General features: G+C 59.1%; 20 protein-coding genes. 10 read left to right on the top strand and 10 right to left on the bottom strand.

Annotated features, from left to right (window positions below):
* Positions 1-44 precede the first annotated feature (44 nt).
* Positions 45-3,743: a reverse gyrase gene (rgy, locus tag PCAL_RS03710; protein WP_011849376.1), complete on the top strand. Its 3,699-nt coding sequence runs from the start codon at positions 45-47 to the stop codon at positions 3,741-3,743.
* A 2-nt stretch (positions 3,744-3,745) separates the two neighbouring features.
* On the opposite strand, the gene leuS is transcribed toward rgy, so the two are convergent.
* Complete coding sequence (leuS, locus tag PCAL_RS03705; RefSeq protein ID WP_011849375.1) at positions 3,746-6,586, bottom strand: leucine--tRNA ligase; 2,841 nt, start codon at positions 6,584-6,586, stop codon at positions 3,746-3,748.
* An 87-nt stretch (positions 6,587-6,673) separates the two neighbouring features.
* Here leuS and PCAL_RS03700 point away from each other — a divergent pair, with 87 nt between their 5' ends.
* Positions 6,674-7,618, top strand: a complete 945-nt coding sequence (locus tag PCAL_RS03700; protein WP_193322878.1) for an EVE domain-containing protein — start codon at positions 6,674-6,676, stop codon at positions 7,616-7,618.
* Here PCAL_RS03700 and PCAL_RS03695 read toward each other — a convergent pair.
* Positions 7,535-8,059, bottom strand: a complete 525-nt coding sequence (locus PCAL_RS03695; protein WP_011849373.1) for a class I SAM-dependent methyltransferase — start codon at positions 8,057-8,059, stop codon at positions 7,535-7,537. The two genes, PCAL_RS03700 and PCAL_RS03695, sit on opposite strands and share 84 nt — an antisense overlap.
* Positions 8,060-8,681: 622 nt before the next feature.
* Between PCAL_RS03695 and PCAL_RS03685 the strand changes: the two genes are divergently transcribed.
* The gene (locus tag PCAL_RS03685; RefSeq protein ID WP_011849371.1) at positions 8,682-8,975 is read left to right on the top strand and encodes an ArsR/SmtB family transcription factor; all 294 of its coding nucleotides are present in this window, start codon (positions 8,682-8,684) and stop codon (positions 8,973-8,975) included.
* Here the strand turns inward: PCAL_RS03685 and PCAL_RS03680 are convergent.
* Together PCAL_RS03680 and PCAL_RS03675 are read right to left on the bottom strand one after the other, a co-directional pair.
* On the bottom strand, positions 8,963-9,658 hold the full coding sequence (locus PCAL_RS03680) for a rhomboid family intramembrane serine protease (protein ID WP_011849370.1): 696 nt from the start codon (positions 9,656-9,658) through the stop codon (positions 8,963-8,965). The two genes, PCAL_RS03685 and PCAL_RS03680, sit on opposite strands and share 13 nt — an antisense overlap.
* 37 nt (positions 9,659-9,695) lie before the next feature.
* On the bottom strand, positions 9,696-10,586 hold the full coding sequence (locus PCAL_RS03675; RefSeq protein WP_193322877.1) for an SPL family radical SAM protein: 891 nt from the start codon (positions 10,584-10,586) through the stop codon (positions 9,696-9,698).
* Between the two features lie 67 nt (positions 10,587-10,653).
* Here PCAL_RS03675 and PCAL_RS03670 point away from each other — a divergent pair, with 67 nt between their 5' ends.
* Positions 10,654-11,421, top strand: coding sequence for an RAD55 family ATPase (locus tag PCAL_RS03670; protein ID WP_011849368.1), 768 nt, complete (start codon positions 10,654-10,656; stop codon positions 11,419-11,421).
* 418 nt (positions 11,422-11,839) lie between these two features.
* On the opposite strand, the gene PCAL_RS03665 is transcribed toward PCAL_RS03670, so the two are convergent.
* Positions 11,840-13,381 carry an ATP-binding cassette domain-containing protein gene (locus PCAL_RS03665; protein ID WP_226951993.1) on the bottom strand — a complete coding sequence of 514 codons (1,542 nt, stop codon included), beginning with the start codon at positions 13,379-13,381 and terminating at the stop codon, positions 11,840-11,842.
* A 181-nt stretch (positions 13,382-13,562) separates the two neighbouring features.
* On the opposite strand from PCAL_RS03665, the gene PCAL_RS11560 reads away from it, so the two are divergent.
* The 4 genes from PCAL_RS11560 to PCAL_RS03650 all read left to right on the top strand — a co-directional run bounded on the left by PCAL_RS11560 (position 13,563) and on the right by PCAL_RS03650 (position 15,379).
* Positions 13,563-13,700 carry a hypothetical protein gene (locus PCAL_RS11560; protein ID WP_226951992.1) on the top strand — a complete coding sequence of 46 codons (138 nt, stop codon included), beginning with the start codon at positions 13,563-13,565 and terminating at the stop codon, positions 13,698-13,700.
* 26 nt (positions 13,701-13,726) lie between these two features.
* Positions 13,727-14,458, top strand: coding sequence for a zinc ribbon domain-containing protein (locus tag PCAL_RS03660; RefSeq protein WP_011849366.1), 732 nt, complete (start codon positions 13,727-13,729; stop codon positions 14,456-14,458).
* A gap of 102 nt (positions 14,459-14,560) precedes the next feature.
* The gene (locus tag PCAL_RS03655; RefSeq protein WP_193322876.1) at positions 14,561-14,854 is read left to right on the top strand and encodes a translation initiation factor aIF-1A; all 294 of its coding nucleotides are present in this window, start codon (positions 14,561-14,563) and stop codon (positions 14,852-14,854) included.
* An 81-nt stretch (positions 14,855-14,935) separates the two neighbouring features.
* Entirely contained in the window at positions 14,936-15,379 is a 444-nt protein-coding gene (locus PCAL_RS03650) for an AAA-associated domain-containing protein (protein WP_193322875.1), read from the top strand.
* Here the strand turns inward: PCAL_RS03650 and PCAL_RS03645 are convergent.
* A complete protein-coding gene (locus tag PCAL_RS03645) occupies positions 15,376-16,110 on the bottom strand; it encodes an ABC transporter ATP-binding protein (protein WP_011849363.1) in 735 nt (244 codons plus the stop codon). The genes PCAL_RS03650 and PCAL_RS03645 overlap by 4 nt on opposite strands.
* A complete protein-coding gene (locus tag PCAL_RS03640; protein WP_011849362.1) occupies positions 16,101-17,462 on the bottom strand; it encodes an ABC transporter permease subunit in 1,362 nt (453 codons plus the stop codon). Before PCAL_RS03640 ends, PCAL_RS03645 begins: the two co-directional genes overlap by 10 nt.
* Before the next feature lie 95 nt (positions 17,463-17,557).
* On the opposite strand from PCAL_RS03640, the gene PCAL_RS03635 reads away from it, so the two are divergent.
* Positions 17,558-18,280, top strand: a complete 723-nt coding sequence (locus PCAL_RS03635; RefSeq protein ID WP_011849361.1) for a HesA/MoeB/ThiF family protein — start codon at positions 17,558-17,560, stop codon at positions 18,278-18,280.
* A gap of 92 nt (positions 18,281-18,372) precedes the next feature.
* Here the strand turns inward: PCAL_RS03635 and PCAL_RS03630 are convergent, their stop codons facing one another.
* Positions 18,373-19,071 (bottom strand): helix-turn-helix domain-containing protein, encoded by a 699-nt coding sequence (locus PCAL_RS03630; RefSeq protein ID WP_011849360.1) that lies wholly within the window; start codon positions 19,069-19,071, stop codon positions 18,373-18,375.
* Entirely contained in the window at positions 19,068-20,069 is a 1,002-nt protein-coding gene (locus tag PCAL_RS03625; protein WP_011849359.1) for a pyridoxal-phosphate dependent enzyme, read from the bottom strand. The genes PCAL_RS03630 and PCAL_RS03625 overlap by 4 nt, the downstream gene beginning before the upstream one ends.
* Before the next feature lie 97 nt (positions 20,070-20,166).
* On the opposite strand from PCAL_RS03625, the gene PCAL_RS03620 reads away from it, so the two are divergent.
* Complete coding sequence (locus PCAL_RS03620) at positions 20,167-20,637, top strand: TSUP family transporter (protein ID WP_226951991.1); 471 nt, start codon at positions 20,167-20,169, stop codon at positions 20,635-20,637.
* A 44-nt stretch (positions 20,638-20,681) separates the two neighbouring features.
* Here PCAL_RS03620 and PCAL_RS03615 read toward each other — a convergent pair whose 3' ends face one another.
* Entirely contained in the window at positions 20,682-21,887 is a 1,206-nt protein-coding gene (locus PCAL_RS03615; protein ID WP_011849357.1) for an MFS transporter, read from the bottom strand.
* Between the last annotated feature and the right edge of the window lie 6 nt (positions 21,888-21,893).

Raw genomic sequence — 21,893 nt, 5'->3', positions numbered from 1 at the left:
GGACGCTGGGACACCACCTTTTTATAGGGTGTCTGTTCAGTGGCGTGGATATCCCACTTGTGGTGTATCTACACTCTTGTCCAAACTGCGGGGGGCCCGTCACCTCTGACAGACTGGCGGGGGGCCTCCCCTGCCGTGAGTGTCTGCCTGAGGTGGTTAAGGCCGGCGGCATTGCCGATGTTGTTAGAGCCCTCCGTAGGAGGAGGGCGTTGAAGGGCTTGGCGTGGGTTGACGAGTACTTGAGGCGGTACGAGGAGTTTTCCTCTCTATTCAAGGCGGCGGTCGGGTTTGAGATGTGGGGTGCCCAGAGGCTTTGGGCTAGGCGGTTTGTCCGTGGGAGGAGCTTCGCAATTGTGGCGCCTACGGGCTCTGGCAAGACCACGTTTATACTTGTGGCCACCTTATACGCGGCGCGGGAGGGGAAGAGGGCGCTCCTCATTTTCCCAACCTCGGCGCTTGCTAGGCAGGTTCACCAGAGGCTTTTGAGCTACGCCGAGAAGGCCGGCGTGTCTGTGAGGGCGGTGGCCTACCACTCGCTTCTAACGGAGAAGGAGAAGAAGGAGGCCTTGGGGGCCGTTGAGGGGGGCGACTTCGACGTGTTGATCGTCACCTCTGCCTTCCTCCCCCGCTACTTCGACTTGTTGAAGAGGTTTAAGTTTGACTTCGTGGCGGCGGACGACGTCGACAGCATTCTCAGGGCGACGAGTAAGAACATTGACAGAATTTTGAGACTCCTCGGCGTCTCCGACGAGGTGTTGAAGCTCGCCCTGGACGTCATAAACGCGGTGAAGGAGTTGCGGAAGGCGGAGATTGCGGGGGATTTGAAGGAGGTGGAGCGGCTAGACGCAGAGGTGACGGCGCTTAGGGCCAAGTTGCAAGAGGAGGCGAGGAGGCTTAAGTTGGGCATCTTCGTCGCCTCTGGCGCATTGGCTAGGGCGAGGAGGACGACGCGGCTCCTCTTGTTTAGGGAGATTCTGGGCTTCGACGTGGGGGGCAGGGCGGAGGGGCTTCGGAACGTGGTCGACGTGTACGTCGAGCAGGGGAAAGACGTGGTGGGGCAGGTGGTGGAGTTGCTCAAGAGGCTTGGCCCCGGGGGGATTGTCTACGTGCAGGACAGAGAGCTTGGGCTTGCCATTGTGGAGAGGGCCGTGGGGGAGAGCCTCGCAGTTGAACACTTTCTGCGGCCTAGGAGGGGGGTGCTGGAGAGGTTTGAGAGAGGGGAGCTCGCGGCGTTGGTGGGGTTGGCCTCTGCCAGGTCGGCGCTGGTGAGGGGGATAGACCTGCCCCACGTGATTAGGTACGTGGTGTTTGTGGGAGTGCCCAAGTACAAGTTTAGGGTTAGGCTGGAGGAGTTCTCCATACCCGCGTACTTGACCTTCTTCTACAACGTCAGAGCTGTCCTCTCTGGCGAGTTGAGGTACAAGGTGGACAGGGCCATTGGCCAATTGAAGCGCCTGGCCCCCTACGCGTTGAGCGTGCAGGAGGCGTTGAAGAAGGCGGCGGAGGGCCAAGAGCTCTCCAGCTTTGAGAAACACGCGGTGGACGTGGCGAAGGGTGCGGTTGAGCTCGCCAACTCCATACTCAGCGACGAGGAGTTGCGCAGAGCCATTGACTCCTCCACGGAGGTGCGCCTGGCGTACATAGGCGGGGAGTTGTACGTGTTAGTGCCAGACGTCACGACGTATATACAGGGGAGTGGGCGGACCTCTCGGCTCTACGCGGGCGGCCTCTCCAAGGGCCTCAGCGTGGTCGTGGTGGACGATTGGAAGGTCTTCACCGCCCTCCAGAGGGAGCTGAAGCTGAGGTTTGACGAGGCTGAGTTTAAGCGCCTGGACGAGGTGGACCTCTCCGCCGTTCTGGCAGAAGTGGACAGGGACAGGAGGACTATTAGGGAGATAATGGAGGGGAAGGCGGTGGTTACGGGGGGCAGAGAGCTTATGAGGACTTTGTTAATGGTGGTGGAGTCTCCCACCAAGGCGAGGACTATCGCCAACTTCTTCGGCAGGCCCAGCATGTTGTTGGTCGACGGGGTGCCCGTCTACGAGGTGTCCACTGGAGACGCCGTATTGATGGTGACGGCCTCGCTGGGCCACATATACGAGCTCCCCACCTCCCTCGATAGAATCTCTAAGGAGGAGAGAGAGGTCCTCAGGAGGTGGTTCGGCGACTTTAGGCGGGGGGACTACGACGGAGGCGAATACGCCGTGTTGGCGACAGAGGGGGGCTTTGTGCCTGTGTACAACAAGATTTGGCGCTGTAGGGGGGCCGTGTACGTGGACGACGTCGACGTGCCGCCGGACTGCCGGCCGCTCGACGTCTTGGCTGCGATTAGGAACCTCGCCGTCGAGGTCGACGCCGTGCTCATCGGCACTGACCCAGACTCTGAGGGCGAGAAAATTGCCTTTGATCTCTACCTCGGCCTTAGGCCCTACGTGGCCGACATTAGGCGTGTGGAATTCCACGAGGTGACCCGCCGGGCGATTATAAGCGCCTTGGCTAACCCCAGGGGCATTGACTACTCCCGCGTAAAGGCGCAGATCATTAGGCGTATTGAGGACCGGTGGATAGGCTTTGGGCTAAGCAAGATTCTTCAGAGGGAGTTCGGGAGCCCGAACTTGTCGGCTGGCCGCGTCCAAACCCCCGTGCTAGGCTGGGTTGTCACGACGTACGAGGAGTCGCTCCGGCAGAGGATGTACAACGTGGAGCTACAGCTAGACGACGTTGACCTGAGGCTACAGCTGCCTCAAGAGGCGCTGAAGGCGCTTAGGGAGAGGCGGAGGGTGGCCATTAGGAAGGCTGGCGCCGAGACGCGGGTCGTAAACCCCCCGCCCCCGTATACCACCGACGAGCTTTTGAGAGACGCCGTGAATAGGCTGGGCCTCTCAGCCGACTACGCCATGAGGATAGCCCAAGACCTCTTTGAGAGCGGGCTTATAACTTACCACCGCACCGACAGCACTAGGGTCTCCGCGGCGGGGATCGCCGTGGCGCGGGAGTACATAACGAAGAGGTTTGGAGAGGGGGCTTTTAGGCCGAGGACTTGGGGCGAGGAGGCAGAGGGGGCCCATGAGGCCATTAGGCCCACGAGGCCCATAGACGTGGAGGAGCTGAGGGGGCTGGTAAACGCCGGGGTGTTGCAGTTGGCCATACGCCTCACGAGAAGCCACTACCAGCTCTACGACCTCGTGTTCAGGCGGTTTATGGCTAGCCAAATGGAGCCGAGCGAGGTGGAGGTAGAGCGGTACGAGGTGGAGATAGACGGGTACGTGGCCCAGGTGGAGAGAGTCGTGGACATCAAGCGCCAGGGCTTCCAAGTGATGTACCAAGTGACGGCGGTCGAGCCCGGCCTCCCCACGGGCACCATAGAGGTGACCGTGAAGAGGTACCGCGTGATTAGGAGAATTCTCTCAGAGGCCGACGTGTTGGCCTTGATGAGGCAGAGGGGGATTGGCAGGCCCAGCACCTACGCCCGCATCCTACAGGTGCTCGCCAAGAGGTACTACGTATACGTGGCGGGCCGGAGGAGGCTAATGGTTCCCACGAAGAGGGGGATAGAGGTGTACCACTACCTCGAGCAGAAGTTCGGCAAACTTGTAAGCGAAGACCGGACTAGGCTAATAGAGCAACACATGGACGCAGTGGAGCAAGGCAAGGCCAAATTCGAGGAGGTACTGGGCGAGCTGTTCGACGAGTTTAAGACCGAAGTTCTGCCAAATCTCTCAGGCGCCTCGCCTAAATCGTAGCCCTAGCCTACTTCTATGAATATGCCGGGCTTTAGGGGTAGCGCCGCCTTCTTCTTTCCGCCTAGGTCTGGCGCCTGGGGGTCGTCTGCCTTGTATATGTCCACTGGAACTCCAAGCGCCTTTTCTACGTACCTCTTGTACGACTGGAGGGCGGCGTATTCGTCGAATTGTTCCACGCGCTCTACGAGCCCCCTCACCTCTTCGCCCATGGACTTGGCGAAGTCTACGAGTCTCTTGGCCAACTGGGGCGGGGCTCCCGCCTCAATGGCCGCCTTGACGTCTTTCCCCACGGCGGCTCTCAGCCACTGGTAGTTGCCGTTGACGTATATCGCCACCCTCTTCGCCCCGGCCTTATATGCGGGGATGTTTTTCACATCTTCAATCAACATGTCCACATACCTCTTGGCCAAGAGGGCGGCTGGGTCTGGGCTCAGCTTTGGCCAAGGCGCCGTCGCGGCAAACCCCTCGCCACCGAGAATTTGCCAGAGCTCCTCGGCGAAGTGCGGCACTATGGGCTCCAGGGCCACTACCCACGCCTTGGCGGCCTCCACCGCGCTTTTAGACGGCTTGTCCACCATGGAGAGGTACTGGCTAAAGACGGCCTCGGCGTTGTACAACAGCTCCACGGCGGCCTGCCTCAGCCTCACTTTCTCATACGCCTCTCTAGCCCTCTCGAGGACGTGCGCCACCTCGGAGATCAGCCACTTGTCAAGCCAAGTCTCCTCTCTCTCCACGGCGCTCTGCGCCAGCCTCTGCACGAGGTTGTAGATAGACATGAGCTGCTGAGAGTTTCTCCTCGCCTCTGCGTCTCTGAAGTCTAGGTCCTGCTCCACCTCCGCCGCTATTGCCAACGTGGCGCGGAGCGGGTCTGGGCCGTACAACGCCACCGCCTTGTCCAAGGGCAAGACGTTCCGCTTAGACTTAGACATCTTCTCCCCCTCCCTCAGCACCCAGCCGTTGGCCACGATCTGCCTTGGCCACTTCTCCCTGGGGAAGATGGCCACGTGGTTGAATATGAAGAAGGTGAGGTGGTTGGGTATGAGGTCTTTGCCCGAGTTCCTAGAGTCCAGGGGGTACCAGTAGTCAAATTCGCGCCTAATCTCCTCAAGGGCCGCGGGGTCTACGCCTATCCTCTTCGCCACCTCTGCCGCGCTCCCCTGGCCGAGGAACACGTAGTCCCAAAACTCCTCTGTCAACTGCTCCGGCCTCAGCCCCAGGGCCCTGATCTTCTTGATGACCGTGTAGAAGGCCATGTAGATGGTGGAGTCGCTTAAGCTCTCGATAACCCACCCCTGGCTCCACGGCAGAGGCGTGCCCAGCCCCCTAGTCCTGGCGCAGGCCCTCTTATCCAGCCAGTCTATGGTGGCCAAGAACTGGGCCTTGGCCTCCTGCGGAATTATGGCCATCTCCTCTACCAACTGCCTCGCCAACTGCTTCCAGCCCCTCTCCCCGTAGTTTATAAACCACTGGTCCTCCAGCACCTTCACCACGATCTCAGTACCACATCTGCAGTACACCGGCTTGTTCATTATGTCGTACATCACGCCGCCTAGCCCAGCCTCGGCGAGCCACTTGGAAATGAACTCCCGCGCCTCTTTCACAGGCCTCCCGGCGAAGTACAGCTTAAACACGGCCCTCACCATAGACCTCGCGGGCTCGGGGAGGTGAGGCGCTATGCGGTCAACCACGTCTTCTCTAACCACGCCCCTCGTATACTCCGCGGAGTAGACCTCCCTAGTCGCCTCCTCGAGGGCTGGGTCGGTCTGGCTCTTTATCCCCATCCGCTCCACCACCTCCTTGGCGGGGTACTCGCCGTACCCCTCCACCCTTATCAGGGGGATGAGCTTCACCTCCCCCATGTCCCTCAGCGCCGCGTAGTCGTACGGCGCGTGGGCGGGCACGGACATCACTACCCCAGTCCCCACCTTGGGGTCCACGAACTTGGCCTCGTAGACCGGCACCCACTCCCCCGTCACTGGGTTTAACACCCGCCTGCCCACGAACTCTCTCCCCCTGGCCTCTCTAATCACTTTGACGTTGCCTTGGAAGGAGAGCCTATACGCCGCGTCTTTGCTCAACACCATCTTCCTCCCCTCGAACTCGGCCACTACGTACTCCGCGTCCGGGTTAATCCAGATGTTCGTCACGCCGGGCACAGTCTCAGGCCTGAGAGTAGCCGTGGGGTACACCAAGCCCTCCCCATCAACGAAGTATATGAGAGTCCACTGGCCGATTTCGGGCTCTTTGTCGTCCTTAGTGTCGTGGGCCCCCACGGGCATTTGATGCCGCGGGCACCACCCCACTGGGTGCCTCCCTCTCACAATTAGGCCCCTCTTCCTCAGTTTCTCAAACTGCCACTGGATAAAGCGCTGGTACTCTGGGTCAATCGTGGTAAACTCCCGGCTCCAGTCAATGCCGAGGCCGAACTTGATCATTGCCTCCTTAGACCTGCGGTGGAAGTACTGCGCCAAGTAGAGCGGGTCCCCCATCTTCTTAATGTCGTCGTCTGACACGCCGTATATCTCCTTGTACTCCTCTATGACGGCCTTGTCCCCAGCGGCGATGACCTCGGCGATGGTCAAAATGGGGGTCCCGGTGTAGTGGAAGGCCATGGGGAACAGCACGTTGTAGCCCAGGTGGCGGCGGAAGCGCGCCATTACGTCTGCGACTAGGTATGTCCTGCCGTGGCCAATGTGTATAGTCCCGTTGGGGTAGGGATACGCCGCCGTTATGAAGAACTTAGGCCTCCCAGGCTGCGGCGAGGGCTCAAACACCTTGGCCTCGGCCCACCTCCTCTGCCACTTCTCCGCCACCTCGATAAAGAACTTGGCAAGCTCGCTCACAGGCCACAAAACCCCAGTATTAATAATACTTTTCCTCAAAAGTAAGGGATAAGTAAAGCGTTGTAATATTCACGTCTTTTAGTACAAATGGCGGCTTTAATAGGTAGCTCATCTCCTCTCTCCGTGGACCTCTACTGGCTCGTCTTGATGGACAGGGACCACTTCCTCCACGCGGTTTCCTACGGCGTCTTCGGCGTGCCGATGGACCAGGCCCGGGTGCGGGGGTTTATCAAGCCCTACTTCAGACTCATCGCAGTTATGGTGGACAAGCGGTGCGGCGCGGCGTGCGGAAGCCAGGCCGCGGTGGCCGAGGTGACGCACAGGTGGACAGAGTCCCAGGGCCCCTACTGGCCCGACGAAATTGCGGCGGGCAGAGTGAAGTACCCCTGGATGTTGCGGGCGAGGGTTTTAACCACGGGGGAGGTGGACTTGTCGCACCTCCGCTGTCTTTATCCAAAGCTGGAGCTCTTGCTCAACGCCTACAGAGACGGGGGGTACGGCATATACTTCGACGACGAGGCACTCCCGCAGTGCATAGGCGAGCTCATTGAGACTAGGCTGATCTCCAACCCCCTCCCCGCCGCCACCTACGACGAGGTGGTAAAAGCCGCCGCGGCCATGGGGGAACTGCTCGGGTTTAACGTGGCTAGAAAACACCTAGTGGGGCTACACCGCGTGGACTTGGCCTTCCTCACCGGGGACGGCCGCCTAGCCGCGGCTGTGCAAGTAACCATGAGGGATAGGTCAGTCATCGCAGATTTAAACGCCCTGAGAGACGCGGCGGAGAACAGCGACGCGGCCTTGGTATACGTGTTGACGAGGTACGACGTGGAGACCTTGGCCACGCTGCGGGAGCTTCTGGAGGGGAGGTACAGAGACCTGGCCAACCGCGTGACAGTGATAGAGGCGGCCCAGCTCATTAAGCTGTACCAACTGCTACAGAGCCTCTCAGTGAGAGAGCTCTTGTCTAGGCTCTTCAGGGCGCTTGTAGATGTACACGCGCAGGGCGGGGTTGTGGGCGACCAAGGCTAGGCCGGGCACCTCCCACATGTACGACACCACGTAGGCGCCTGGTCTCAGCTCCCTCCTTAGCTTCTCGGCGAGCCTGGCGTTGACAGAGGGCCACTGGAATATGTAGACGACGTCGGCGTTTGACACGTCGAATTTAAACATGTCCCCCAGAGCCACCCTACACCGACACCTCGCCGTGCAGATTAGCCAGCGGATTGGGTCAATCTCCACCCCCGCCACCGAGGCGGCGCCCATGGACTTAGCCAACGCCAGCACTCGGCCATAGCCGCAACCCAAGTCCACAACCCTCTTCCCCCTCACCCCCACCACTTGAAACGCCCACCGAGCCGCCGCAACGCTGGAAGTGCTGTAGGCCCCGCCCCTCTTCGCCAAGAATGGCCACACAAAGTGGAGAACCGCCAACAGCGCCGCCAGCACTACGGCGAGTAGCACAGCCGTCATCTCTTCTCAACGACAAGCCCCACATCCCCAACGCCCACAACCTCCACCACGTCGCCTGGCCCACAGCCAACACAAGCCGCGCGCCAGTACACACCATCCACCTTCACTAGGGCAAACCCCCCCCGACGCCTCTACCACAACCCCCCTCTTGCCCACGAGGCCCGCTGGCGAGGGCCTCTTCGACCGTGCCATCCTAAGCCCCGCGACGAGGGCTACCACGTATATGCTTAAAAAGGCCGCGCCAAGGGGATAACCAAGCCAAGGCGGCGCAACGTCAAGTAGAGACAGTCCCACGAAAAGCCCGCCCAAAATCCCTATCAACACTGGCGGAACCACGTCTCACAACACTCGCCAGTTTATAACCTCTCTAGGGTCGCCCAAAACCGCCTTTAGACACAAACACGGACATTGCGACCTCTAAGGCGCATACCCAGACTACAATGGTGGCACGCGGCTTTATCTAACGCGCTAAACGGCTTGCGTGTGTACGCCCCTTGGAGGGGGCGTGTTCACCGGCGCCTGTGCGGCGGCTCGACACCCCACGCCAGGGGCACTAAATATTATGCCAATGTTTAAAAAGTTACTCACCATAAACCATAAATAAGAGAGAGATCTAGACTCCGTGCTTGATAATGTGAAAGTGGAAATCCTCAAGATCGTCGCCTCCCAGGGCTACACGACGGCTAGCGATGTGACTAAGAGGTTGGGCATAACCTGGGGCGCGGCGCAGTGGCACCTCTTCTGGCTTGAGAACAATGGGTACATAAAGTCTGTAAAAGTGGGCGAGTCCACGATATACATCTTGAACTGCGCAAACGTCATGAGGAAGCTGGAGGCAGTAGAGAAGGCTCTGCAGGCCAAAACAACGACAGATAAGAGACGGACCTCCTCGCTCCGCCAGGGCTACGGCCAATAGTAGTAATACACAACCCTCCTCCTACGGCCCCTCGTGGCCAGCGCGGTTAATGCCCCCGCGACGAATCCCCCTATGTGGGCAAAGTATGCGACCTCTACCTTCTGCAGGGCAAAAAAGTCTATGAATCCGTAGATAAGCTGATACAGGAACCAGAAGCCTATATACGCCCACGCTGGCACCTCTATCAACGTAATCACGATGAAGAAGGTCAAGGTGAGAATTCTGGCACGGGGATACAGCACAAGATATGCCCCAAGAACTCCGCTTATGGCCCCGGAGGCGCCTACCGCCGGCATCTTTAGGAGGTAACTCTTGAGGTAGGGGTTCTCGATCATCGACGCCTGGGCGATGGTCGACGCCCAGTGGGCGAAGGCAGCCGCCACTCCCCAGAAGAGGTATAGGAAGAGGAAGCGGAGGTGTCCGTAGTAGTCTTCCACGTTGTCGCCGAATACCCAGAGGTAAATCATATTTCCAGTTATGTGCATTATGCCGCTGTGGAGAAACATGTGTGTTACCCAGCGGTAGAGCTCCGAGGAGGCTTTTTCTGGGACAAAGGCATACTTCGCCGTGATTGCGGGGTCGAGTATCTGGTATATAAACACGGCAATGTTTACAAAGACGAGAGCCTTAGTCACAAAGGGGAAGCTCCTCGTCGGATTTATATCGCGGATAGGTAAAGCCACTCTAACCTCTCCTCACCAATTTTAAATTTTCCCCACTTCAGCGCTGCAGTAGGTGGCTGCCGTCGCAGTAGGCGCCCGGCGTGTTCAAGTCGAGGAATTCCTCACGGCAGATTGTGAACTGTAGGCCGTGTCGCCTGGCCGCCTCCGCCGCGGCGGCGAGCACGCGCCTCCTGTAATCGGCGGGAGCATACCACTGGCCGTGGAAGTACTGACCTTTCTCAAAATACAGGTCGCGCCAGAGGGGGGCCTTGTCTGGGAAGGCGTTTGCCAGTCGCGCGAAGTTGTCTCGCTTTGCCTTGTACGTGCTTGCCACTAAGTGTACAGCGCCGGCGGCGGCCGCGGAGGAGGCGACTTCTTCGATGTTCTCCTCGTCGTCGTTGAGGTAGGGGATGAGGGGGTCGAGTCTCACGGTGACTTTGATGCCGGCCTCGGCGAGCTTCTTAACGGCGTCGAGTCTGCCGCGGGGCCTTGGGGCGCGCGGCTCCAGCCTCTCTGCCAGCTCCTCCCTCAGCGTTGTAATAGTGATTTGCACGGCCACCCTCTCCCTGTGCTTTGCCAGGATGTCTAAGTCGCGTAGGACTAGGGGGGACTTCGTGGTTATAAGCACTCTGTACCCCCTTTCTAGGAGGGCTTCCAGGACCTTCCTCGTGAGGCCTAGCTGGGCCTCGGGCGGGGTGTAGGGGTCTGAGGAGTTTGACAGGGCGACTACGGCCCCCCTTGGGATCTTCTCCAGGTCTCTCCTGACTAGCTCCATGAGCCTCTCCTTGGGCCTTGGGTTAAAGGCGTTGGGAATGTACGAGGTGATGTAGCAGTAGAGGCAGCCGTGGCCGCACCCCGTGTAGGGGTTGAGGCCGTACTTGGGGGGACATGTGCACAGCGGGTTGCGCCAGGGGTCGAAGGGCCGGACGACGCTGAGGGTCACGCGCACGGTAGGTTGGAGATGTGTATTTATCTGTATTACGGGGAATGTTATTATACCCCGCGCCTCTATGCACATGGGTTTAAAGACTGGGGTGGGGCCTCTTGACGAGAATCTGCCGGAGGGCATTCCGCCTGGCTACCTAGTGCTGTTGGAGGGCCAGCTGGGCGTTGGGAAGTCCTTCTTCGCCACCATTATGGCGGCGACGGCGGCTATCTCCGGCGCGCCTGTCTTAATATTCGCCGTGGACTCCATGGCAGATGAAGTGGCTGAGGAGCTCAAGGCCCGGGGCGCGCCCCTGGACCGGGTGACCATCGTCGACGGGTTCGTGGCGCCCAGCGAGCGCTTTTCTAAGCTTAAGCCCCCGGCGAGGCACAGGCTGGAGTCTCTCGACGCCTACACCGTGGTGAACAAGTTGTTGGAGTTCGTGGACGAGTTCAGAGGCGGCCTCGTGGTGTTTGACTCTTTGAACGAGGTCTTGATGAGGAGCCCGGGCGCGTCGCTTGACCTCTTCCGCGCGTTTAAGATCTTCGCCAAGCGGACGGAGTCCGTGGTGCTGGTGACCGCGCACACAGACGTGGAGGAGATATACGGCATGGTGGTGGCGGCAGAGCACTTAGCCGACGTAATCATCGCCCTGGAGGTAGACCCCCAGCTCGAGGAGATGGGCCTCCACGTGAGGAGGATGAGGATAGTGCGGGCCAGGAGGATGAGGGTGCCCCACGACTGGATCCACTTCGAGACCGTGGACAGCCGAGTGGTAGAACTCGACGTAAAGGCGATGCTCAAGCGGCTCAACGCCGCGTTGAAGGACATGGGTATCGAGATAAGGCATACAGGTTAATACACCGCCCTTTTTCTGCTCAACAAAGGCCCGAGACGCGGACAAACACGTCACAAGTTGGCCTTACAACTTCTATATCAAGGGAGGCGTCTCTGGAGCGCTGATGTGCGCATATGATATCACGAGGGCGAGGTAGTTGCTCGGTCGTAGAGTTGCACAAAGTGTGGCAAGCCCAGTGGGACAACGTGTAGAAATAGCATGAGACACTACATAGTAAAGCGGGGTATGAGCACGCCTACGTGTATTGTCTTTTGCTTGTACTCTAGGGCTTATCGGCGCATACTAGCAATAGGTGTTAGCAACATTAAGCAGACCTAGGACAAGCGCCTAGCCCGCCTCCTCTCGGCGTGTAGGTCACACCTCGGCGTGCCCTGAAGTAGGTGGGGCCGTCGTCATATACGCCTTCCCCTCTTTTACTTCATATTATTTTGTTGCTGTACTGTGCTGGGCTGTCTCTGTGCGACACTACTACCACCGCCTTTGCCGCCTGCCGCACAGCTTGTAGCACCTTTGCCTCTAGCTCCTTGTCTAAGCCGGAGGTGGCCTCGTCGAGGACGAGGAGCCTAGGCCTACGCAGCAGAGCCCTGGCGATGAGGACCCTCTGCCTCTGCCCCTCGGAGAGCTCCCTACCCCCCTCCCCACACCTCTTGTCCAAGGGGAAGTCCACCCCCGCCGCCGCGGCGGCCCACTCCACATCCCCCCTAGGCCTCCCCTCCCAAAGGTCGATGTTTTCGTACACAGTGGCGTCGAAGAGGTAGTCGTCGTTGCCCACGTAGACGCAGTCCACAGCCGCCACCGCAACGCCGCCGGCGGGCTCCACAAGGCCACACAGCGCCTTAGCCAAGGTGGACTTCCCAGCCCCAGAAGGCCCCCTAACCCAGACGAAGTCACCCTCCTCAACAGCCACCTCACCCACCACCTCCACAACTACGCCGTTGTCGTAAGAAAAGACCGCGTCCCTTAGATACGCCACGGCCCCCCTCACAACGCGGGGTTGTGCAGAGCGCAGAAGAGGCTCAATACGCTGAAAAGACGAGGCCATAACGTAAAAAGAGCCCACCGTGGACATGAGGTGGCCGATGGGCTCAAAGAGGCCGGTTAACACATTTCTAAGAGCCACGGCTCCGCCCACAGTGCCCTGCCCCTGCAGAGCCAAAAACAGCGCCACCACGAAGACGAGGTTTGGCCCCACGTAGGCTGGTATCTCCATGAGAAAGAAGGCGGAGCGGCTGTACAGCGTGAACCTCCTGAATTGGGTGAAGTATGTGGCGGTGGCGTTTGTCAACAGCTTGGGCGCTCCCCTGAGGCCTAGTCTGTGTAAGCTGTGTGCCCCCTCCACAGCCTCTTTCAGCCTTTTGAACCAGCCGCCGTAGGCCTCCCTCTCCCTAGACCTAGCGTCCAATAGGCGTGGCCCCACCCTCTTCATCAAAACGGCGTAGAGCGCGGCGAAGGGGAGTATAAGGGGGAGGGAGAGGGGCTGAAGCCAAAAGGCGAAGAGGGCGACCGCGGCCACTCGCCCAACCACAAAGAAAAGCCAAAGCGGCGTCGCAATTGCGTAGACGGCGTTCTCCAAATCGGCGGTGACACGAGACAAGACCTCCCCCGACGGGCGAGAGGGGTCCTCCACCCTTCTCTCTACAACGCGGAGGGCCAAGTCAAGCTCAACGGCCTTCTTATACAAGTCGGAGAGGTACTCTGTGAAGAAGTTGACGACCATGGCGGCGCCCAGCGTGGAGAGGAAGGCCGCGGTGTAGAAAACTGCGGCGTGGAAATCCGCCGCGAGAGTAGTGTCGATTAACACCATCAACAGGTAGTTCAAAAGCAGTTGAAAAACGACGAGTAAGACGTAGGTCACGTAAAACGGCACAGCGTACACCCAATACCTTTTGACGTACCCAACGTCGTATTTCAAGAGCTTTAAGAACATGGACGTCGTCACGTGCAACTTGCGCAGCCTCAATTAAATGGGACATCTTGTATGTACATGTGTATGTGGTATTGTATTTGACGGCTTGTGCGCCGCCTGCCTTAGAAGGTGAGGCTACAGGCGGCGAGGGGCAAGGCCACAATCCTATGCAAGCTTTGAGCCAGGGCTATATGGGGAATGATAGAAGGCTGTCGGCAGCACTACAGCGGTAAATATGTGCCCATGGCACGTCGAGGCGATTGCAGAAACTACCAACGCCCTAGCCACGAGTGAGGTAAGGCGGCGCAGTCCAAATACACCGCAGTTCGCCAGCGCCGATTTAGAACTGCTTGGCGGCTACGCGTTGAAATAGTATTTAATGTACCCTCATTCACCTCCGTGTTTACGTACTCGCTTAAGTGCGATGCGGCAAAGGCCAGGGAGGCGTTGGGCGGAGACTACGCAGTGGTGGAGCTGGGCGGCGCGGTTAAAGTAGTGGAGTCCTTTGTGGCGCTCTACGGAGGCGACGTGCCGATCTGCATGTATAAGAGCTGGCGCCTCACGTACACCGACGTTGAGGCGTATGGGCTGGCTAAGGCGGAGGCCTTGGTGAGGGGGGATAGAGTGATTGTCCGCCTGGTTAGGGGGGATGAGAAGGTGGGGCTTCCCGAGATGGTGGATGGGTCTCCGCTGGTTGTACATGCCATGGACGTGAACGAGGGCGGGGTGATGTACCGGGTGTTTAGGATGGGGGGATACGTGGAGCTGGCGGCTAAGGGGGTGGCAAACGGCGTCAAGGAGGCGTTTCACCCTAAGAAGGGCGTAAACATCCTCATAGTGGATTTGCCGCACATGCCCAAGTTCCAGCACCTGCTCTCTGAGGTGTTTGAACTGGCGAGAGAGCACTACGTGGAGCTTCACACCACGATGATCTCCGACGTGTGCCCGCTGTGCGGGGGGAGGATGGAGAAGCGCGGCAGGCTGGTGTACTGCCCCCAGTGCAAAATCCAGCTCAACCGAGACGTCAACGCCGTGTGGGCCCTCGCCAGAAACATCGTGAGGAGGCTTGGAAGAGAGAGGCAATTGGCCGAGCTTAGGGAGATATTCAGGCTGTACTACCCCAACGTCTAGCGGCAAGGGGCGGGGGCGCCGTGGAGCCGGCCCCACTGGAAAACTGCGCCCTTGCTGGGGGGTCGGCCGGCAACTTTATAACCCCCCGCGTGTTTGATGCACGTGTCTGAGTTTAGAGTCCCTGGGGAGGGGGAAGTTCTTGGCAAGGTGTTGGAGATGCTGGGTGATGGGAGGTTTAGGGTTATCTGTGCCGACGGCGAGATAAGGGTGGCGCGTCTGCCGGGTAGGCTGAGGAAGAAGCTTTGGCTCAAGGCGGGGGACTACGTTATTGTGGCTCTGTGGGATTTTGAGAAGGATAAGGGCGACATAGTGCATAAGTACGACAAGAGGGATGTGGAGGAGCTTAAGAGGAGGGGCTTCGCCGAGGCTATTGAGAACTTGGAGAGGTACGCCTAGGGTGAAGAAGTGGTTGGAGTGCTGAGTGGTGACGAGTGGCGGCATGCTGAAAACTTATAAATGGATGCCCCACTTGCGTTTGTGAAATTCCCCGCGGTGGGGGTTGACCAAGTCCTTGGGTTTCTCAAAGTGGTGCACCACTTGGGTGGTCGGGCCGACGTCATGTACATAAACGACGCAGTTGACGCAGACTTGGGCGACCTGTCCCACGTAATTGACGCAGCTGAGGCGCTTGGCTTGGTCAAGTTCTCTGGTGGGGACGTGGAGCTCACTCCAGAGGGCAAGAGGGCTGTGGAGAGCCCGGTGAAAAACTTCCAGCAGTATCTCAAGAGTAAGCTTGCCTCTGTGGAGCCCTTTAGGCAGTTGGTGGAGTATGTGGCTGAGGTAAAATCCGCCAGCGTTGAGGAGGTGTTGGAGTTTATAGAGTCTCTTGGCTACGGCGAGGAGGACGCGAGGAAGATCCTCGACTGGGCTGTCTTTGCCCAACTGGTTGAAATCGATGGGGAGGAGGTAAAGCTGGCCTAGACGTAGGTGTAGAGGAGGTCGACGTATTTCTCGAACTGGGGGCTCCTCCTGTTGCGGGGGTAGGGCAGGTCTATTCTCACGTCTGCCGCCACCTTGGCCGGCCTAGTCGTCAGAACCACGGCCCTAGTGGCCATATAGACGGCCTCGTCTACGGCGTGTGTGACAAGCACCATGGTGTGCACAGAGATTAAGTTGTCGTGCCACATCTTTACGAGCTCGGCGCGTAGGCTCTCCGCGGTTAGTGGGTCCAGCGCGGAGAAGGGCTCGTCCAGGAGCAACACCTCGGGCTCCACCGCCAGCGCCCTGGCCAACGCCACTCTCTGCTGCATGCCGCCTGAGAGCTGCTTGGGGTAGGCATCTTCAAAGCCCGAGAGCCCCACGAAGGAGAGGTACCTCTGCGCCACCTCTCGCGCCTCTTTCCAGTCCATGCCTCTGGCCACCAGCGGGAGGGCCACGTTGTCGAGGGCGGTCTTCCACGGGAGGAGCGTGGGGCTTTGAAACATGAGGGCAATCTCGCGCCTGGGCTTTACCACGGGCTCGCCCCTGAACTTCACCACGCCGGCGTCTGGCTTCTCCAAGCCCGCCATCATTCTCAAGAGGGTGGACTTCCCGCAGCCCGAGGGGCCCAGCAACGCCACCACCTCGCCTTGCTCCACGGAGAGGTCTATCCCGTTGAATACCACCACTCTTCCATACGCCTTTTTTACCCCGACGACGTCTATTAGGCCCATTGCGACGCCAGGCGGTAGAGCCTCCTCCACAGTAGCCTATTCGTCGCCACGACGATTGCGGTCATGACGGCGACGGAGGCAAACAGCGCGTTGACGTCGCCTCTACCTGCGGCGTGGGCCATGTAGGAGCCTAGCCCGGACACATCGGCAAAGGGTTCGGCCACGACGAGCCCGTTCCACGCCCCGCCCCACGTGGTGAGGAGACCTGTGGCGATATAGGGGAGGGCGGCTGGGATGAGGATGTGCCAGAGGTACAGCCAGCCGGATATTTGGTACGCCTTAGCCAAGTCTCGTGGCACATCTCTCCACGCGGCCAGCGTGTTTATGACCGTGTACAGCGCCGCGGCGGGGAGCAAGAGCACCAAGACGAGAATCTCCCCCTTTATAAACGCGGCTAGTAGGGGGTAGAGAAACACGGGCGGGATTGAGGAAAGCACCGCCACGGCGGGAAACACGGCCACTTCTCTGCTCGGCTTTTCCACCACCAGCGCCGTCGTCGCCAGGCCCACCGCGGCACTTATTAAGATCACAGCAAGCACTCTGGCCAAAGAGAAGAGGGATAAATACGTGGACTCCGCCACAGCCGCCGCGAAGCCGCCCGCCGAGAGGGGGGCCGTTGCTACATACTCGGCGAATAGATACGCCAGTAGAAGAATGGCCGCGTAGACCACGTAGGCGCCGTACTTCATCCAAACGCGCCACAGGTCTACAAAAGGCAGCTGGGGCAGACGCGTCAAAACTCTCCTCCATACCAGCGCGTAGAGGGCCACGTTGCCCAACAAGGCCACGGCTATTCCCACATACGCCGTGGCCAAGTCGCCGTCTTCAAAGGCTTTGACGACCAAACTGCCGATGCCGAAGAGGTGGATCTCGGTGCCCAGGGTTATGACCTCGGAGGCGGTTATGAAGAAGAAGGCGTTTGCCCAAGAAATCGCCGCGTTGTAGTAGAGGCTCCTCAGAGTGAATGGTATGACGACGTGGGCGATCTCCAGCCTCTCGTTGAGGTATAGCCTAGCCATCTCCAGATACTCCCGCGGCAGAGTCTTAAGCGCTTGGTAGACGCCGAAGATTATGTTCCAAGCCATCGACGTAAATATTAAAAACACCGCCGCAAGCTCGGCGCCGATGCGCGGGAAGAAGGAAACAAAGACGAAAAGCGCCACGGGGAAAAAGCCCAAAATGGGGACAGACTGCATCACGTCTAAGAAGGGGAGGAGCACGGCCTCGGCCCTCCTGCTCTTGGCCATGGCGTAGCCGAGGGCGTACGCCACGGCTATTGAGACCACAAGCCCCAGCGCCATCCGGGCGTAAGTGGCCAGCAAAGCCAGGAAAGAGACTACGAGAGACTCCACGACCCCATGGCCGCAGAAGGGTAGGGGTATAAAAATGAGGAAAGGCGACGCGGCGGGGGGAGGAGGAATTAAATATGCTCATGTAATTGTCCACGGTGAAGGTCTTAGACCGGTATAGTAGACAGTTGCCCGTGATTGGGGAAGAGGGGCAGAGGGCCATTAGAAATACGTCTGTTGCCATATTTGGCGTGGGGGGCCTTGGGACGCTTATTGCACGCTACGTGGTCGGCGGCGGGTTTAGGCGCGTGATCTTGGTGGACTTCGACACCGTGTCTCTCCCCGACTTGCACAGGCAGATTCTCTATGCCACACACGATGTGGGGAAGCCTAAGGCGGAGGTGGCGGCTAGAGTGCTCCGGGAGGTGAACCCAGAGGTCGAGGTAGAGGCCGTGGCCGAGGCCATAAGCCCCGAGTTGGCCAAAGATGTCTTGAAGAGGGCCGACATTGGGGTCGACGCGTTAGACAATTGGGCCAGCCGCCACGTCGTCAACGGGGCCGCGCTTGTCCTCAGGAGGCCTTTAATCCACGGCGCCGTGCAAGAGTGGTACGGCCACGTCACCACTATTCTGCCGGGGAAGACGCCCTGCCTAGAGGAGCTGTTTGGAAAATTTAGAGAGCTTCCAGCATGCGCGGCGGGGGTCTGCCCAGTGCTGGGGCCCGTGGTGGGCGTAGTCTCCTCTCTAATGGCCCTAGAGGTGTTCAACACGGCGATTGGGGCGCCAAAGCTGGCGGGGAAACTACTAGTGGTTGACTTAAAACACATGGCCTTTGAAGAAATCACCCTGGCCGGCCATTGCGAACACGTTCCTCAGCAGTAGCATATCCGAAGGCATCTTGCAGACGGACTAATCCCAAGTGGTTCGACGTTTGGCTTGTTAGACCTTAACGGGACGGACAAGTGATGTGATAACTAACGCTTCTTCAGTATTAACAGCTCGGCCTTTCGGCCGCCGCAACTCTCCACTACCACTGTACCTAATACGTCGTAGTCAGCTAGTAGCTTCTCCACGTCGGGGCCAGGGGTCTTGATTCTGATAGTGCGCAAGTCGATATCCACGTTTCCGCAGGTGAGGCAGACGCCCACTGCCTTGTCTAACACGTTTGAGGCGCATATGTACTTGGCCTTGGCTGCCAGAGGGGCCACCTTCTCCCAGTCTGCCAGCGAGTTGAAGACTATAGCGACAGACTTTGCCTCTGGGAGTTGGCCGTTGAACGGCTCTAGCCTTTTTGCCAATCCCTCCAGCTTCCTCCGTGGGACTGACTCCGTGTACAGCACTACGTCAGCCCTGGTGACTACGGCGACTGCGTCTGGAGATAGTACGTCGCCTGCCATGTCGACTAGGTATACGCCCTCCAGCTCTGGCTCGGGGAGGAATTTGTCGAGCCTGAGTCTGTGCAACAGCCGCCTTCCCGCGCCGGGGACTAGGTAGCTCTCTATGTAGCCGCGGCGCCTTAGGGCCACGAGGGCTGCCCTGAGGGTCCTCACTGCGAGCCCAGTGCCCCTCTTAATCTCGTCGAAGGTGAACCACGTCTTCCCGTGGTAAACCGCCTCAAACGCCATGTAGTACAGCACGAGCCTCTGTGCAGGCGTCAGCTTGGGCTCAGTCATGGCAGTTTATCTAGGATGGGGACGTATTTAAGCAGATTGTCGGGGAACACCATTAGGTAGACGCCCTCTTCCTCCATCCGCTTATAGGCCGCGTAGACGGCCCCCGCGCTTGGGCCAATGAGGAGCCCGTACCTCCTGGCGAACTCTCTGACGCCCTCCATGGCCTCTCTCAGCGACACCTCTACAACTGCGGCGTCAACCCAGTGGATCCACTTCATGCCCGACTCCACACGCCTAATGCCGGGGATCCAGTCCTTGGGCTCAACGGCGATTAGCTTCGCGCCGTATTTTACGCCGAAATAGAAGCCGAGAGCAGCGGCATGGCCAGAGGTGCCGATCCCCGCCACCACGTGGGTAGGCCTCTTCCCCACCTGGGCCAACTGCCAGTCGGCCTCCGCGGCCGTTCTCACGTGGGCGACGAAGTTCGCGTCATTGTTAAACTGGTTGGGGTGCACCGCCCCCTCCCTAATGTCCTTCTCCAAGTGCTCCAACGCCTCTACTGTGAGCGTCACGTCGAGGATTTGGTGCTCTACGCCCAACACGTCGAGGAGAGGGGCCACGTAGGAGCCGGCGGAGGGGATGTATATCTTCACCCTCTTCCCCATGACGTTGCCAAGCGCCCCCATGGCCACTGCCACGTTGCCGCTGGACACCTCCACCAGCCTCTCCCCCTCCACGCTCCGCAGGAGGGCGTACACCGTCCTGTCCTTTATGCTGAAGCTGAAGGGGTTGTACCACTCCAACTTGGCGTAGGCCTCCCGGGGCGGCCCCGAAATTTTCAAAAGCGGAGTCGGCCACCCCTCGGTGAGCAACTGAAGCGGGCCCTCGTAGACTCTTGCCAAATTCGGCGCGGGGTAGAGCTCCTCAATGCGCACCACAGAGCCCTCCTCAACCCTGCGCTGGAGGAGCCACGACAGGCAGAGGGCCTCACTGCCGTTGCTTGCTCTTATCTCCCCCTCCCTAATGAGCTTAGCATATATTGGCAGACATTCGCGCACCCCACGGGGCAGAGGTAGGAGAGGGATATATACATTGTCCCCTGATGTCACTCAATAACATAGAAACAATAAAGAATAAAGGGGAGCACTAAGACTTTTGGAGGTAGTAATTGTAGTTGTGGCGGCGGCCTTCGTAAGTCTTCTCACTTCGATGGCAGGCGTCAGTGGCGCATTTTTGCTATGGTCTCAGCATTTTAGCAAGGGAAAAGGCCTGGTCGAACACGGAACTGGCATAGTTAAAGTGTTGAAAGTCGACAAGAGAGTGGAGTGCGAATTTCTAGGCCATGTTTACTCCTTTAATGCTATATCGGTTGTCGCCACCTCCTTCGCGGTGGGCATAATAGGAGGCGCCTATGGGATAGGCGGCGGCGCGCCCCTCGCACCCGTATACGCAAGCGTATTCAGCCTGCCGATATACACCACGGCGGGGGCCATCCTCCCTACGGCATTTATCTCATCGACCTTCGGCGTGGTCAGCTACTATGCCATGGGACATCCGCCGAATTGGCCCCTCGGGCTCTCCCTCGGCGTAGGCGGCCTCGTAGGGATGTGCCAAAGAGAGTATTGAGAATTGGGCTTTCCCTCTTAACTCTTGCCGTTGCCTCAGCCTACTTATTTCAACTGGCTTAACAGCCCCTGCCGTTTTGCAAAGGCTATGTGTATAGACGTCATCGCCGCGTAGACGCCCAGCGCGGCCGCCGCAAGCCCGTTAATCTCGTAGCCGCTGAAAGCCCATGAAATGACGCCAGCTAGCCAACTACCGAACCCTATCCCGAGACCGAGCACTACGCTGTATATCCCCATGACGGTGCCTCTGTACCTTATGTCGGCCTCGTCGCCTATTAGGGCCAAGATGCTGGGGCCTATGGCCGAGGTGAGGAAGAGGAGCGGCGCCGTGAGGGCGACGGCCTCCACTGGGCCTAGGCCGAGGTGCAACGCCGCGTTTAACGCCACGAGGGCAGAGAGGCCGCCCACAAGGCCTAGGTAGAACACCTTAAGCCTGCCCCACTTATCCGCCAGCCTTCCGAAGAAAATTGCGCCTGCCCCCAACAGGGCTAGCGCGCCTATGAAAAGCAAGCCGACCACTAAGTTCCCGCCCAGCTTATCCACTATTTGTTGCACTGCACCGTGGGCGCCTGCCTCCACATCTAAAATCCTCGGCGTATACATCGCAAGCCCTATTATCGTAGTTAGCGCAAACCACACGGGCAACAAGGCCACAGCAGACGGCGGAAGCACCGAGAAGAGAAGGCGGCCCTCCGCCGGGGCGACTGGGCGAGTTTCCTGCAGAAACATGGCAAAGAGCGGCGTGGATAAGGCCGTCAACACGGCAATGACTAAGTAAGCCCTTGCGTCAGGAAATATGATATACAAGGCGGAGCCCAGGAGGTAGCCCACCCCGTAGCTACCCAAGTTGACAAACTCGAAGCCGCCCATGCCCAGCCCCCTGTTGCGCACCTCTGTGAGGTCTGTGGCCATGGTCAACGAGGCGGTGAGTATAAACGCGGTGGTGAAGCCTATTATGCCGTTGAGCACGGCCTCTAGGACCGGCGACTCGTGGACAAAGAAGGCCCACGCAAGCGCCAACATGGCGAGAGACCTCACCACGTACCCCACGAGGAGGGTCTTCTTACGGCCCGCCAAGTCGGACCAACGCCCCGCAATCAGCGCGCCTATCGCCTCCAAGAATGGATAGGCGGCCAATACCGCCCCAGCCTCTAAGGCCCCGCCGCTGGCCAACTTCACCACTAGAAAAGCGCTGGCGCCTGATCCAATCCTAGCCACAAATATGGGCGTATATGAGGCGGCGAGTCTCATGCTATA

The sequence above is a fragment of the Pyrobaculum calidifontis JCM 11548 genome, from assembly GCF_000015805.1.
Classification (GTDB): Archaea; Thermoproteota; Thermoprotei; order Thermoproteales; family Thermoproteaceae; genus Pyrobaculum; species Pyrobaculum calidifontis.
This window is presented reverse-complemented; position numbering and strand designations above follow the sequence as displayed.